This is a genomic window from Mucilaginibacter ginsenosidivorax (assembly GCF_007971525.1).
Taxonomy (GTDB): domain Bacteria; phylum Bacteroidota; class Bacteroidia; order Sphingobacteriales; family Sphingobacteriaceae; genus Mucilaginibacter; species Mucilaginibacter ginsenosidivorax.
Genome location: NZ_CP042437.1, coordinates 3,835,311 through 3,850,325, shown reverse-complemented (window position 1 = coordinate 3,850,325; position 15,015 = coordinate 3,835,311). Strand labels below are relative to the sequence as shown.

Annotated in this window: 14 protein-coding genes, 1 tRNA gene and 1 rRNA gene; 8 read left to right on the top strand and 8 right to left on the bottom strand. The window is 43.5% G+C overall.

Annotated features, from left to right (window positions below; genetic code table 11):
• Nucleotides 1-81: 81 nt before the first annotated feature.
• Both FSB76_RS16205 and FSB76_RS16200 read right to left on the bottom strand, forming a co-directional pair.
• Nucleotides 82-156 (bottom strand) — tRNA-Ile (locus FSB76_RS16205).
• A gap of 344 nt (nucleotides 157-500) precedes the next feature.
• Nucleotides 501-2,022 (bottom strand): 16S ribosomal RNA (locus FSB76_RS16200).
• A 678-nt stretch (nucleotides 2,023-2,700) separates the two neighbouring features.
• On the opposite strand from FSB76_RS16200, the gene FSB76_RS16195 reads away from it, so the two are divergent.
• Nucleotides 2,701-4,086, top strand: a complete 1,386-nt coding sequence (locus tag FSB76_RS16195) for a methyltransferase RsmF C-terminal domain-like protein (protein WP_147055077.1) — start codon at nucleotides 2,701-2,703, stop codon at nucleotides 4,084-4,086.
• Nucleotides 4,087-4,115: 29 nt separating this feature from the next.
• Here the strand turns inward: FSB76_RS16195 and FSB76_RS16190 are convergent, their stop codons facing one another.
• From FSB76_RS16190 to FSB76_RS16175, 4 genes are all read right to left on the bottom strand, one after another.
• Nucleotides 4,116-4,691, bottom strand: a complete 576-nt coding sequence (locus FSB76_RS16190) for a hypothetical protein (protein WP_147055075.1) — start codon at nucleotides 4,689-4,691, stop codon at nucleotides 4,116-4,118.
• Between the two features lie 73 nt (nucleotides 4,692-4,764).
• On the bottom strand, nucleotides 4,765-5,130 hold the full coding sequence (locus FSB76_RS16185) for a CoA-binding protein (RefSeq protein ID WP_147055073.1): 366 nt from the start codon (nucleotides 5,128-5,130) through the stop codon (nucleotides 4,765-4,767).
• On the bottom strand, nucleotides 5,123-5,608 hold the full coding sequence (locus FSB76_RS16180) for a DinB family protein (RefSeq protein ID WP_147055071.1): 486 nt from the start codon (nucleotides 5,606-5,608) through the stop codon (nucleotides 5,123-5,125). Before FSB76_RS16180 ends, FSB76_RS16185 begins: the two co-directional genes overlap by 8 nt.
• Entirely contained in the window at nucleotides 5,605-7,155 is a 1,551-nt protein-coding gene (locus FSB76_RS16175; protein WP_147055069.1) for an NAD(P)/FAD-dependent oxidoreductase, read from the bottom strand. The genes FSB76_RS16180 and FSB76_RS16175 overlap by 4 nt, the downstream gene beginning before the upstream one ends.
• 529 nt (nucleotides 7,156-7,684) lie before the next feature.
• Between FSB76_RS16175 and FSB76_RS16170 the strand changes: the two genes are divergently transcribed.
• Nucleotides 7,685-8,179 carry a hypothetical protein gene (locus FSB76_RS16170; protein WP_147055067.1) on the top strand — a complete coding sequence of 165 codons (495 nt, stop codon included), beginning with the start codon at nucleotides 7,685-7,687 and terminating at the stop codon, nucleotides 8,177-8,179.
• Nucleotides 8,180-8,388: 209 nt separating this feature from the next.
• Complete coding sequence (locus tag FSB76_RS16165; RefSeq protein ID WP_147055065.1) at nucleotides 8,389-8,955, top strand: RNA polymerase sigma factor; 567 nt, start codon at nucleotides 8,389-8,391, stop codon at nucleotides 8,953-8,955.
• Between the two features lie 76 nt (nucleotides 8,956-9,031).
• Here the strand turns inward: FSB76_RS16165 and FSB76_RS16160 are convergent, their stop codons facing one another.
• Together FSB76_RS16160 and FSB76_RS16155 are read right to left on the bottom strand one after the other, a co-directional pair.
• Nucleotides 9,032-9,433 carry a hypothetical protein gene (locus FSB76_RS16160; protein WP_147055062.1) on the bottom strand — a complete coding sequence of 134 codons (402 nt, stop codon included), beginning with the start codon at nucleotides 9,431-9,433 and terminating at the stop codon, nucleotides 9,032-9,034.
• Between the two features lie 99 nt (nucleotides 9,434-9,532).
• Nucleotides 9,533-11,824, bottom strand: coding sequence for a GH92 family glycosyl hydrolase (locus FSB76_RS16155; RefSeq protein WP_147055059.1), 2,292 nt, complete (start codon nucleotides 11,822-11,824; stop codon nucleotides 9,533-9,535).
• A 187-nt stretch (nucleotides 11,825-12,011) separates the two neighbouring features.
• On the opposite strand from FSB76_RS16155, the gene FSB76_RS16150 reads away from it, so the two are divergent.
• From FSB76_RS16150 to FSB76_RS16130, 5 genes are all read left to right on the top strand, one after another.
• Nucleotides 12,012-12,593 carry a LemA family protein gene (locus tag FSB76_RS16150; protein WP_147055057.1) on the top strand — a complete coding sequence of 194 codons (582 nt, stop codon included), beginning with the start codon at nucleotides 12,012-12,014 and terminating at the stop codon, nucleotides 12,591-12,593.
• A gap of 141 nt (nucleotides 12,594-12,734) precedes the next feature.
• On the top strand, nucleotides 12,735-13,166 hold the full coding sequence (locus FSB76_RS16145) for a TPM domain-containing protein (RefSeq protein ID WP_147055055.1): 432 nt from the start codon (nucleotides 12,735-12,737) through the stop codon (nucleotides 13,164-13,166).
• 12 nt (nucleotides 13,167-13,178) lie between these two features.
• A complete protein-coding gene (locus FSB76_RS16140; RefSeq protein WP_147055053.1) occupies nucleotides 13,179-13,976 on the top strand; it encodes a TPM domain-containing protein in 798 nt (265 codons plus the stop codon).
• 74 nt (nucleotides 13,977-14,050) lie between these two features.
• A complete protein-coding gene (locus tag FSB76_RS16135; RefSeq protein ID WP_147055051.1) occupies nucleotides 14,051-14,458 on the top strand; it encodes a hypothetical protein in 408 nt (135 codons plus the stop codon).
• Nucleotides 14,451-15,002 (top strand): NUDIX hydrolase, encoded by a 552-nt coding sequence (locus FSB76_RS16130; RefSeq protein WP_147055049.1) that lies wholly within the window; start codon nucleotides 14,451-14,453, stop codon nucleotides 15,000-15,002. Before FSB76_RS16135 ends, FSB76_RS16130 begins: the two co-directional genes overlap by 8 nt.
• The last annotated feature ends 13 nt before the right edge of the window (nucleotides 15,003-15,015 follow it).

Genomic DNA, 15,015 nt, shown 5'->3' with positions numbered 1-15,015 from the left:
AATGATTGAATTATTGAATGTCTGAATTATTGAATACTTCTATTCATTAATTCCATAATTATACAATTCAATAATTGCTTGTAGTCCCGAGCAGATTTGAACTGCTGACCCCTACATTATCAGTGTAGTGCTCTAACCAAACTGAGCTACAGGACTATTTTTAGTTTGCAGTTTTTAGTTTGCAGTTTGCAGTTCCTACTGCTTTGTAGTTAGCTCTTGTTGCCAACTGCTAACTGCTCTTTACTGCCCACTGTGAACTGCCAACTCTGTCCTCGCTCACCTTTCGGCTTCGCTCCACATAGATGGCTTCATCTTTTGGGTTTCCTTTTTGTGTTTAATTATTGAATGACTGAATTAGTGATTTACTGATTTGTTGTTTGTATTATATATAGCATATAACCTATTCAACTTAATCAACTAATCAAACTCAATCAACCAATTTTAAGAAATAATCATGTAGGTAACTTGTTACAATAACTAATGTATTGATACTGCTCCAGAAAGGAGGTATTCCAGCCACACCTTCCGGTACGGCTACCTTGTTACGACTTAGCCCCAGTTACCGACTTTACCCTAGGACGCTCCTTGCGGTTACGCACTTCAGGCACTTCCAGCTTCCATGGCTTGACGGGCGGTGTGTACAAGGCCCGGGAACGTATTCACCGCGTCATTGCTGATACGCGATTACTAGCGAATCCAACTTCACGGGGTCGAGTTGCAGACCCCGATCCGAACTGTGAATGGCTTTTGGAGATTGGCATCCTGTTGCCAGGTAGCTGCCCTCTGTACCATCCATTGTAGCACGTGTGTAGCCCCGGACGTAAGGGCCATGATGACTTGACGTCGTCCCCTCCTTCCTCTCTATTTGCATAGGCAGTCTGTTTAGAGTCCCCACCTTAACGTGCTGGCAACTAAACATAGGGGTTGCGCTCGTTGCGGGACTTAACCCAACACCTCACGGCACGAGCTGACGACAGCCATGCAGCACCTAGTTTCGTGTCCCGAAGGACTTGAGCGTCTCTGCTCAATTCACTAACTTTCAAGCCCGGGTAAGGTTCCTCGCGTATCATCGAATTAAACCACATGCTCCTCCGCTTGTGCGGGCCCCCGTCAATTCCTTTGAGTTTCACCCTTGCGGGCGTACTCCCCAGGTGGAATACTTAACGCTTTCGCTTAGACGCTGACCGTATATCGCCAACATCGAGTATTCATCGTTTAGGGCGTGGACTACCAGGGTATCTAATCCTGTTTGATCCCCACGCTTTCGTGCCTCAGTGTCAATCAAACCATAGTAAGCTGCCTTCGCAATTGGTGTTCTGTGACATATCTATGCATTTCACCGCTACTTGTCACATTCCGCCTACCTCTAGTTCATTCAAGCTCATCAGTATCAAAGGCACTGCGATAGTTAAGCTACCGTCTTTCACCCCTGACTTAATAAGCCACCTACGCACCCTTTAAACCCAATAAATCCGGATAACGCTTGGATCCTCCGTATTACCGCGGCTGCTGGCACGGAGTTAGCCGATCCTTATTCTTACCGTACATTCAGCCTGATTCACGAATCAGGGTTTATTCCGGTACAAAAGCAGTTTACAACCCGTAGGGCCGTCTTCCTGCACGCGGCATGGCTGGTTCAGGCTTCCGCCCATTGACCAATATTCCTTACTGCTGCCTCCCGTAGGAGTCTGGTCCGTGTCTCAGTACCAGTGTGGGGGGTCATCCTCTCAGATCCCCTAAACATCGTAGCCTTGGTAAGCCGTTACCTTACCAACTAGCTAATGTTCCGCATGCCCATCTTGTTCCTATAAATATTTGATTATAATACGATGCCATATCATAATGTTATGCGGTCTTAATCTCTCTTTCGAGAGGCTATCCCCCTGAACAAGGTAGGTTACATACGTGTTACGCACCCGTGCGCCACTCTCAAGGAAAGCAAGCTCTCCTATCCCGTCCGACTTGCATGTATTAGGCCTGCCGCTAGCGTTCATCCTGAGCCAGGATCAAACTCTCCATTGTAAAATGTCTCGTTTGTTCTCTGACCCTATTATTAATAATAGAATCTGTATATTTATTATATCTTTATACAGTATCTAACTTGTTTGTTATCATAACTCCCGTCTGCTTATCTTTCGACTCCCTTTCGGTTGTTACACTACATGATTTTCTATTTCTTAAAAGAACTTTCCCGCTTCATCATCCGAATCCGCTATATAATCTTCAGGATGTTAATCCTTCTAATTTGTCATTTTCATTACCGGAATCGCTCCGGCTTTTTAACTTTTTTTGCTTCGTAAAGCAACCCTCCGTTTGGGTCTGCAAAGGTAGAAACCTTTTTTACTTTTCCAAAACTTATTTTTTTATTTTTTTCTTTCGAAATTTCTAAGTTCTGAACCCGTTTCCTCCTGACTTTCGTCCTCCGTAGCGGGCTGCAAAGGTGCGAATTTTAATTTGATCCACCAAGTGAAAAATTCACTTTTTTAAATCTTTTTTTATTCGCTAACTTTTCAAAAAACAACACCCTTTTTACTGAGCGGCCACAAATGTACACAGAAAACCCCTTACCAACCAAGAGAAATTTTCAAATAATTAAAACAATTCCACAAGTAACTGTAAACTAACGTTAAATACACCCCGGCAGCGCCCCAATATCTTATAAACAATAGCATATATCGAATTTGTATATTTACAAAGTATATGAATGAGCAACAGTTCCCCGATAATTTCCTGCAAACCTTAAGCGCAGAAAATGGATTTGACCAGGAAAATTTTATCAAAGCACATCAAATTACTGATGCGCCTACCTCTATAAGGCTTAATCCTTTTAAACGTCCATCATTAAAAACAGATGAACGGGTGGCCTGGTGTAGCGATGGATTTTATTTAAACACCCGTCCATCCTTCACTTTCGACCCGCTTTTTCATGCCGGGTGCTATTATGTACAGGAGGCATCGTCTATGTTTACCGACCATATATTAAAACACATCCGCCCTAATATAGATGACACCATAAAAGTACTTGACCTTTGCGCTGCTCCGGGTGGCAAAAGCACACTCCTTAACTCGGCCATTAATGCCGAGGATTTGTTAGTTGCTAACGAAATTATTAAAACACGCGTACCTGTATTAACAGATAACCTTAGCCGTTGGGGCCAGGCAAACGTAATAGTGAGCAATAATGATCCGAAAGACATTGGCCGGCTAAAAAGCTTTTTCGATATTATCCTGGTTGATGCACCATGTTCGGGCTCGGGCATGTTTCGTAAAGATCCGCAGGCTATGAACGAGTGGTCGGAAGCCAATGTGGAATTGTGCCACCAGCGGCAGGAACGGATTCTGGCCGATATACTCCCGGCCTTAAAAGAAGATGGATACCTTATATATAGTACCTGCTCCTACTCGCACCAGGAAAACGAAGATATACTGGATTGGCTTTGCCTTGAATTTGATTTGGAAAGCATCCGTATACCTATATATAAGGAGTGGGGTATTGTAGAAACGCAATCACCCGATAAAAAGGCCTGGGGATATCGCTTTTATCCGGGCAAGGTTAAGGGTGAGGGGCTATTTGCATCGTGCCTTAAAAAGAAAACCAACACCGGCGAACTGGGCACCTTTAAAAACAACATCCATCAAAAAATAAGCAGTAAAGAAATTGACCAGGTGAAAGCATACGTTAACAAACCGGACGACTACTATTATTTTAAAGTGAACGAAGATTGGCTGGCGATTAACCGCGCGCATAAAGAAAGTTTGAATATTTTACAGCGTCACCTTTACCTCAAAAAATCGGGGGTGAGAGTTGGTAAGTTAATGGGGAAAGATTTAATACCCGACCATGAGCTGGCTTTAAGTACTATTATTAATAAAGACGCGGTTTTACAAACAGAACTTACCTACGACCAGGCTATTCAGTATCTGCGCCGGGATAACATCGACCTAAACCCTACCGAAAAGGGATGGAGCCTGATGAACTACGAGGGACAAGCCTTAGGATGGGCTAAGCTATTGCCCAATAGGATCAATAATTATTATCCTAAAGAGATCAGGATATTTTCGAGCCCAAGCCCCCCGGCCCCCTGAAGGGGGAGTTTTTTGATTGGGCTACAATTTTAGAAAATAATATTGTGAGCTCTCATGCAACTTTCAGCATTCGGATAAATGGTGGCATCTTGGATAGCAAAATCTATCGAACACTCGCTTTTATTAAGATGCTTACCCTTTTTATCAACCAAATTATCCGTTTTTTCCAAGAGGTTAAAGTCGCTATCAAAATACTTTTTTACGGTTTCATAAGCTACTTCATCATTAGCCAAGCAATCATTAAAAGCACTTGCATGCCTTTCAAATAAAAAAGTGTTTCCTTCCGGATCAAAATAATGATTGTGTTCTACATTCCAATCCCCACTCTCACTAACTGGCGATGAGTAAATCAGAATAACGTTATTTGAACTATCCTTTAAAACATTGTAAGCATATTCTGTTTCATCAGGCCATTTATCGTTAACTACTTTTATCAATTGAGTTTTCCCCGGAACCTTAGCAAAAACAACCATCGCGTTTTTATGCTTGAGCGAGTACTCCTCAATCCAATCACGACGATGTCTTAATTCTGATAAAGTATAATGACGTTTTGGATGACCGCAAGATAATATGAATAAACAGAATAAAAGGTAAAGGTATTTCATGCCTATATAGCCAAGATAATGTAGGAGAACCAAACTTCAAAACTCCAAATCCCCATTTAGGAGTTAGGGGCCTTTAATATTGCCCTATGGATAATAACACCAGTGTACATGCATACTCTGTTTCAATTCCTTTTTCGTTGGCCATGCGCCTGAGTTCAGAATTTTCGGTACCGGGATTAAATATAATACGTTTGGGGTGTGTATTCAAAATATAATCGTACAGTGGTGGCTGGTTTTGAGGGCCAACATACAAAGTAACGGTATCTATATCATTATGAATGGTTTCGGGCTTCTCGATAGGCACACCGGCAACCTCGCCTGTTTTTATGCCTACATTAACTATGCTATGCCCATGACCAACCAACCTGTTGGCTGCAAGATTTGCGTACCGGCCGGTATCGGGCGTTGCTCCTAATATGAGTGTCTTTTTATCAGCCATTGATTATCCTGTTTAATAAAGCAATCTGGCCGGAGTGGTAAATATGATGCTGGATAAGTCCGTTAATCAATTCTTCATAGCTCACACCTGTTCCCATCTCGCGGTTCCGTTCGTCTTTTATTGGCTCACCCCATTGTTCCTGCGGGAAGTTCTGGATAACACCAATCAAATTTACGTTCACCAGCTTTAAATCATCAACATAGTTTTGCCATTTTTGTTCGTCGGGCGCGCCGGTTTCGGGCCAGTCGCCACTGGTGGGGATGCCGGCGGTAAGGCCATTCATCCTGTCCATCACCTCCTCTGTCCAGGCTATCATGTGTAAAACAATTTCGGCTATATTATGGACAGAGCCGGGCGGCTTTTCGTATGCAGCCTCAAAGCTGATACTTTCTACTATATCATAAACAGGCGAACCATACCAGGCATCGCCCGATAGTATCTTCTGCAATTCGGTACTCAATTTTTCGGAAATTGTCATGCTAATATTTTTAAAGCGGCCAGCGCGCAGTTAACACCATCAATAGCAGCAGAAATAATGCCACCGGCATAACCAGCCCCTTCGCCACACGGAAATAATCCTTTAACTTGTGGGTGCTGCAAAGTTTCTTTATCCCTGGGAATTTTTACCGGCGATGATGTGCGCGATTCTACCCCCACCAAAATCGCCTCGTTGGTATAATAGCCCTTCATCTTCCGGCCGAAAGCGGGCAAGGCCTTCTGCAAACGTTTATGAATCCAACCGGGCAACACCTCCTTAAGTTCGGTACTCTTTGTGCCCGGCAGGTAGGAGTTTACGGGCAGATCATTTGACAAACGCCCTTCCACAAAATCGACCATACGCTGGCCCGGCGCAACCAGGCTGCCGCCGCCAGCTTTAAAAGCGGCGCGCTCCACCTCATGCTGAAAGTTGAGCATCTTGAATGGATCGCCGTCATCGCCGGCCACATCTTCCATATTAATTTGTACTACCGTGCCTGAATTTGCAAATGGGTTATTCCGTTTTGACGGGCTCCAGCCGTTTACCACAATTTCGTTTTCGGCGGTTGCACAGGGAGCAATAATACCGCCTGGGCACATGCAGAAGGAGAATACGCCTCTATCGTCCACCTGCTCAACCAAATTATAATAGGATGGCGGCAAATCCGGACCACGGTTTTCGCAATGGTATTGGGCGCGGTCAATTATTTCCTGCGGATGCTCTATGCGTACACCCAAAGCAAATGGCTTGGCTTCTATCAGTATATTTTGATGATGCAGCATTTCAAACACATCCCTTGCCGAGTGGCCCGTTGCCAGGATCACGGCATCGGCGGTCATTTTTTCGCCGCTGGCCAGTTTTACGCCTTTTATTTTGCCAAACTCAACCAGTAAGGCTGTCACTTTAGTATCAAACAAAAACTCGCCGCCTGCATTCAATATCGTTTCGCGCATAGCGGTAATAATCTGGGGCAGCTTGTTGGTACCAATATGCGGGCGGGCATCTATTAATATATCTTCATCTGCCCCATGGGCAACAAACATTTTAAGCACCTGGTTTACATCGCCGCGCTTGGTAGATCGGGTGTACAACTTACCATCAGAGTAGGTACCTGCCCCACCCTCGCCAAAGCAATAATTTGATTCGGGGTTAACCAGGCCTTGTTTATTAATATTGGCCAAATCGCGCCTGCGTTGTTTAACATCTTTGCCCCGCTCCAGGATCACGGGTTTTAATCCCAGCTCAATGCATTGCAATGCAGCAAATATGCCCGCCGGGCCAGCACCTACTATGATAACAGGGCGGCCAAACTGCACGTCGGGATAGTTTATGGTAAAAATTTCGGGATTATACGGTTCATCAATAAACACCTGCACCATCATGCGGTAAACCACTTTACGGCCACGAGCATCGATAGATCGTTTTAACACTTTTACGGCCGATAACTTTTGAGGCTGCATATTTAGGGCTGCCGCGGCAAGGCGTTTAATCACTATCTCATCTTCATGTTGCCCGGGAGGGCATACTATTTCAATTTCTTTTGTCATACGGTCGCCGGGTTTTTATCCCGGATTAGGGCAAAGGTAAGAAAAACGCGGCCAAGCCCCCTCTAAATCTCCCCCTAAAGGGGGAGACTTTTTGATATCCTTTTTAGAGCCTAATTCATTTGATTACCCCTACCAAAGAAGAGGCGTTAATTATACAGGTTTGGATACGGGCTAAATTGTCCCCACAAGATGCCAGGGCAAACGCATCTAATTGGGTTAACATAACTTAACACATTTCAAATATATTTTTTATAAATATTTGATCATCAATGTTTTATATTTTATCATGGTTAACATTAAACTGATTGCACAATTTAGACGCATCCAAATATTTGTTGGTGTTGTTGGCCAACACAAGTCCCTTTGACACCTGGATCATTTAACCGGGATCAGCCAATAAAAACAAGGTACCGTTTGATGCTTATATCTTCCCGGCGCTATAAGCTTATTCAATTAGCTATAATTAAATAACAGCTTATCACCGTTAACTATTTAGATGCGTACAGACTTATTTTATATTTGAAACAAAATGCATGAATTTGCCATGGATATTGACTTTTCCTTGATTCTACACCCACATGGTTGGTCAACGTTTTTGCTTAATATTGACCGAAAGGCCTATGAGATAGAAATTTCCGGGGCGTTAAGCGATCCTTTTTATGATTTTACCAGTTTGCTATTGTCATTATTAAATAATGAAGAAGAAGTTACCATTAAATGGCTACGCGAACCTGGAGGCACTAAGGTCCACATTGTTAGAAATAAAATCAAGCGTCGTTTACTCGATGTGAAAATTATTGATTTTGATTATGACCTTGCAACCGGAGTTATATCCAATAAATCAGAACTGGTAAGCTTTGAAATCAAACAAAAACAGTTTCTGACTATTGGGTTTTATCAATTGAAAAAGACCTATTATTTACTCCAGGAAAAAAACTTTGCAAAGTACAGGAAAAGCGAATTCCCTTATGATCTCTACGACGAATTAACGAAGAGAATAGCAGTTGATCTCCCCGGGTTATGATACCCCAGTTTATTGCCCTTTATTCTTAATGTATCACCAACCATCGTTCCCCCTTCAGGGGGTTAGGGAGCTTTGTGTTCGCCTGTGCGTATCAACCGTCCGCTAACGAACAGTTTTAAAATAGCTCAAATTTATAAATATTTAATAATCAATTAATTACAAAATGGCACTTGGATTGGCATAGGCTTCACAAATAAACAAACAATACAATGACTACTGCCGACGAACGTTTACAGACAATTTGGGAAGGATGCTTACGCAACGAACGTAAAAGCCAGGAACAATTTTACAAACTATTTGCATCGCGGATGCTGGCTGTTTGCATGCGCTATGCTACCGATAAAGACGAAGCACAGGATATACTGCAAGAGGGTTTCATAAAAATATTCAGGAACATGCAAAACTACCGTGGCGATGGCAGCCTGGAAGGTTGGGTGCGCCGTATTATGGTGCACGCGGCTATTTCGCGCTACCGCAAGTTACGCCCCGTTGTGTTGGTTGAGGATTTTGCTGCCGATAGTGATATGCCTATCAGCAAAGCTTATAATGATAATGAACTTGAGGCAAAGGATTTGATGAAACTGATTCAAAAACTGCCTAAAACTTATCGCTCGGTATTTAATATGTACGCCATTGAGGGCTATTCGCACCAGGAAATTGGCACATCGCTGGGGATGAGTGAATTGCTGTCGCGTACAACTTTACACCGTGCACGCACTGCCTTAAAAGAAATGATTAGTAAACTGACTACCCGCGAGGAGCATTGCTACGCGTAAAAAGCTCCAGCCTCACCCTGCCCTCTCCAAAGGAGAGGGTTCTGATTAGCGGGGTGGCCAATCAGGCAAAATAAAATTAGTTCCCGGTTCCCCATTCTGAACTGCCATAACCTTCGCGGGCTTTCCAGTTATATTTAATATCTAAAGCTTTCCAGGTTTCAGCTTTCCGGGTGGCTATCATCACAATCTTCTCGGCTGCCAACGCATCGTCATTGGTAATGGTGTCTATAGCGGTTATTTCATAGTCGCCCGAATCCAGTTTTCTTGAAGTGATGTTCAATCGCGGCCTCGCATCGGTTTCACTGTAATACTGCCGGTACTGGTAATAAGCTTTAATCAGTTCGTCGGATGTTTTAATATCCTTTCGTTTCGCGATCGTATCATTAAACTTATCCGGCGGAATCTGCTTAAAAGATTCGGCGCATGAACCAAAGACCATCAGCATGCATAATACACCTAAAGTTACTCTCCAATTCATACGCCGAAGCCGTTAAAAAGTATCATTTTCAAATCTTCAAATACTCAAATTTTCAAATTCGCTTCATCTGCACATCTGAAAATCTACACATCTGCACATCTACTTATGCTTGCTGCTCATATAGTAAGTAATCTCGCCGCCATTCATGATATCGGCATGGCTAATAAATAAACCATCCAGGGGTTTACCATTCAGCGTTATTTTTTGTACATACACGTTTTTGGCACCCTGATTTTTTACGTTAATGGTGAATTTTTTGCCATTATCCAAATTGATAACGCCACCATTCACGGCCGGGCTACCTATTGAATACTGATCAGATCCAGGTGCTACCGGGTAAAACCCCAGCGTGCTGAAAATGTACCAGGCGCTCATCTGGCCGGTATCATCGTTACCGCCCAAACCATCCGGGGTTGGTTTGTACATACGTGGCAATATCATCCTTATGCGTTCCTGTGTTTTCCAGGGCTTATCTGTCCAGTTATATAAATAAGCTACGTGGTGCGATGGTTCGTTACCATGTACATAGTTGCCAATGATGCCATCGCGGGTGATATCTTCCGTTTCGGCAAAGTATTTATCGGGCAGGTTCATGGTAAACAGCGAATCCAGGTAACCTACAAAACGTTTGTTGCCGCCCATCAGCGCTATCAGGCCTTTAGGATCCTGTGGCGCAAACAGGGTATAGTTCCAACTGTTGCCTTCAATAAATCCTTCATTGATGGTGCTCAGTGGGTCAAACTTTTGGCGGAAACTGCCATCGGCCAGCCGGGGGCGCATAAAGCCCGCGGCCTTATCATATACATTTTTATAATTTTCTGATCGTTTGATAAATTCGTTATAAACATCCATACGGTTTAGCTTTTTAGCCATTTGGGCAATGGCCCAGTCGTCAAAAGCATACTCCAGGGTTGATGATACCGATACGCCGCTTTTTTCATCGGGGATGTAACCTTTATCCATGTAGTCGCCTATACCTTCATAATCGCGGTGCTTTGCAGTGGCTACGCAGGCATCCAGCGCCTTGTTGGCATCAAAGTTTACATTTCCCTTTACAACGGCGTCGGCCAGTACGGCTACACTGTGGTACCCGCTCATACACCAATTCTCGTTACCTGAGTTTGACCAGATGGGCAGCATATGCTCCGGACTTTGGTCAAAATGGGCTAGCATGCTTTGCACCATATCCGCATTCCTTTTGGGTTCAATAATATTGAACAGCGGGTGCAGCGCCCGGTAGGTATCCCAAAGCGAAAAAGTGGTATAATTGGTAAATCCTTCCGCCTTGTGTACATTTTGATCAAGGCCCTTATATTGCCCGTCGGCATCCATATATACCGTAGGGTTAATCATAGCATGGTACATAGCGGTATAAAAGTTCTCTTTTATTTCCTTATTACCGGCTATCTCTATCTTATGCAGTTCGGCTTCCCATAATTGCTGGCCGTCGGCTTTTACTTTTTCAAAATCCCAGCCAGGTATCTCGGTTTGCATATTGTTCAGCGCACCAGCCATACTCACCGGCGATAAAGCAAACTTGATCTTTATTTTTTCGCCCTCCTCGGTTTTAAAATCAAAGTAAGCCCTTATTTGCTTGCCCGCAATTTCGGGGAAGTTTTTCACCCGGTTAAATTTGCCCCAAAAGCCACCATATACTTCGCGCTGATCGTACTTTTTGTAGCCATGCTGAAAGAATGCCTTTGAAAAACTCATGGCAAAATATAACGACCGGGTGCGAGCCCAGCCATTGGTTTGGCGGAAACCTACAACGGTGCTATCATTAACGACCCTTAAATAAGTCCACACATTTTTATCCGGGTAGTTGTAAATCCCCGCCATCAAATCTAATATGATATGCGATTGATCGGATTTAGGGAACGTGTACTGGTGAAAACCAACACGCGCACTGGTGGTCATCTCGGCCAAAATATTGCTTTCGTCCAGTTTTACTTTGTAATAGTTGGCCTGGCTCACTTCGTTCTTGTGCGAAAATGCCGAGCGGTAACCGCTGCCTGGTTTATCAGCCGTGCCGGGATTAAGCTTTAATGCGCCAACGGTTGGCATTATTAAAAAGTCGCCCAGGTCTGAGTGGCCGGTACCGCTAAAATGGGTATGGCTAAAGCCAACTATGGTTTTATCATCGTATTGGTAACCGGCGCAGTATTTATATACATCGGGGTTGTATTTGCCGTTCAACTCGTAGCTGGGAGTATCAGTCTCCGGGCTCAATTGTACCATTCCAAAGGGAACTGTTGCGCCCGGGTATACGTGCCCCATACGCTGGGTACCTATAATAGGGTTTACGTATGGTACTAATTTTTCGGCAACGTTGGTTTGTGCGGCTGCACCAAGCGAAATACATGTAAAAAAAAGGCAGAGTGTTTTCTTCATTTTGTGGGTCAGTGTCAACAGGTAAAAAGTATATTAAGCTTCAAATATAGGCTATAACAGTTAAATGTTTCGCTTACAGTAATAAAAACTGTACCTTGACATAATGTCACTAAACCATACCAATTGTAACAACGGTATGCGTTTTGTAATCTAAATCAAAAACACACCTGTAAAACAACTTCAACCTATGAAAAAGTTACTTTCAGTAATATTAATTGCAGTAGCAGCCATGAGCTTAAGTTCATGCAGCTATAACAGCATGGTTAAGCTCGATGAAACCGTTAAAGCTAAATGGGGTACCGTACAAAGCGATTACCAGCGCCGCAGCGATCTGATACCCAATCTGGTTAATACGGTTAAAGGCGCCGCTAACTTTGAAAAAAGCACATTAACCGCAGTAATAGAAGCCCGCGCTAAAGCAACATCGGTGCAGGTTGATCCTACAAAACTTACGCCCGAATCTATCAAAGCGTTCCAGTCATCGCAGGGCGAGTTAAGTTCGGCCATTGGCAGGCTGTTGGTTGTAACAGAAAAATATCCGGATTTAAAGGCGAACGAAAACTTTCGTGACCTATCCGTTCAGCTGGAAGGCACCGAAAACAGGATCAACGTATCCCGTAAGGATTTTAACGATGCTGTAATGGAATATAATTCTAAAATCCGTTCGTTCCCGGCCAACATTACCGCCAAAATGTTTGGCTTCTCCGAAAAAGGATATTTCACCGCCGAACCCGGAAGCGAGAAAGCACCGAAGGTGGAATTTAACTAATTATTGAATGACTGAATTATTGAATTATTGATTTGAGCTGCAATCCTCGATTTCATGCATCGATACACAACTGAAAATCATCAATTAAACTATAATTCATCAACTCAATAATTTTTCCCATTCAATAATTCAATAATTAAAATGGTATTTAACGAAGAAGAACAGCAACGCATCCGTAAAGCTATTGAACAGGCCGAAAACCGCAGCAGTGGCGAGATACGAGTTTGTATCGAAAAAAAATGCAGCGAGGATGTGCTTGACCGGGCAGCTAAATATTTTTTTCAGCTAAATATGCATAAAACAGCCCTCAGGCATGGGGTGTTGATATATGTGGCCACTGTTGACCGGAAGTTTGCCATTATTGGCGATGCCGGCATTAACCAGGTTGTGCCTGCCGATTTTTGGGATACAACCAAAGAGGATATGCTGCAGCATTTTAAATACGGCGATATTGTTGAAGGTATTGTAACCGGCCTGCAAATTGCCGGCGAACAACTGCAAAAATACTTCCCGCACCATGCAGGTGATGTTAACGAACTGCCCGATGATATTGCCTTTATGGATGGCGAATAAACTATAAACCCCATGTTTAAAAAACTCACTGTATTTTTTAGCCTGCTGTTTTGCTCCGCGATGGCGTTCGCACAGGATTTTCCGGAACGGTCGGCCACGCTGGTTACCGATTATACCAATACTTTATCGGCCGATGATAAGCAAAAGCTGGAAAGCAAACTGGTTGCTTTTAACGATTCTACATCAACCCAGGTAGCTGTGGTAATTATGAAATCAACCGGCAGTTACGACATTAACGACTATGGGCAGCAACTGCTGCGCAAGTGGGGTATTGGCCAAAAAGAAAAGAACAACGGCATCCTGGTAATTGTTGCTATAAACGACCGTAAAATGGCCATCCAAACGGGTTATGGCGCCGAAGGACCATTGCCCGATGTGCTCACCCAGCGCATTATACAGGATGATATGAAGCCCCATTTTAAAGCGGGCGACTATTATGGCGGACTGGATGCTGCAACCACTGATATTATAAAAGCCACCAAAGGCGAATTCAAGGCCGAACCACAGGAAAACGACCAAAGCACCGGCGGAGATGGTGCAGGTATCATCATCCTGATTGTGATAGTAGTTGTTATATTAATCATCATATTTCGTAACCGCGGCGGTGGTGGCGGCCGGCAAATTATCGACCGCAGGGGTGGCGCAAGCCCTTTCTGGTGGTTTTTAGCCGGAAGCATGCTTGGCGGCAGTGGCCGTAGCAGCGGAAGCGACTGGGGCGGTTTCTCCGGAGGAAGCGGAGGCGGTGGTGGTGGCTTTGGCGGTTTCGGCGGCGGCAGTGGCGGCGGCGGTGGATCAAGCGGCAGCTGGTAGGTTTTAATTATTGATTTAGTGAATGACTGAATTATTGATTTGAGCTGCAATTTATTTATTGAATTATTAAACTCATGTATAGGAAAGACTATATACTAACCGAATTAGAAAAAATGGCTTTGGTTATTGCCCGGCTGTTGGGTTTTAAGGAGGCTGGTAAAACCGATGAGTTTATAAAACTTGCTGATAGCACACTTTTAAATGAGTACAATATTAAGCTTCATGAAATACTTGAGCTTGACATTGATGCTTTTAAGTTATTGCTTGAAAATGAAAATTACAGTGCCGACAAACTGGATGCCTTAGCGCAATTACTATACATTTATAGCCTGCCCTTTACAGCAAATGCCGAACTTTTGCTTTCATTTAAAAAGATTTTGTTAGTTTACGATGTGCTGGAGCAACAATATCACCGGCAATCATTTGAAAACATTAACAAGCGTAATACCATCTATCAATTTCTACAAACAAACTATGAGTAAGGATTTAACCTGGAAACTACTATCATCTACTTACATACATAAAGGCCCATGGGCTACGTTACGGGTTGACCGCTGCGAAATGCCTGATAAACGAATTGTTGAAGACTACTATGTTTTAGAATACCCAAGCTGGGTTAATGCGGTAGCGGTAACCGAAGACAATAAAATATTAATGGTAACGCAATACCGCCATGCTGCCGATATTATTTCGCTCGAAATTCCGGGAGGCGTGGTTGACCCCGGGGAAGAACCCGTCCATGCCATCCGCCGCGAACTGCTGGAAGAAACCGGCTACCAGTTTGATGAATTTGAACTGATTTGTACCGTATACGGCAACCCATCAACCGCCAATAACCAAACCTTTACCTATTTTACCAAAGGAGGTAAAAAAGTACAGGGACAGGAATTGGATGATCATGAAGAGCTTATTGTAGAAGAGTATACTATCGAAGAGATAAAACAATTGCTGCTTGATAATAAAATAAAACAAGCCATGCATTGCTCAGGCTTGTTTTATGGGATGTTAAAACTCGGAGCGCTTTAATTAAGGCATTACT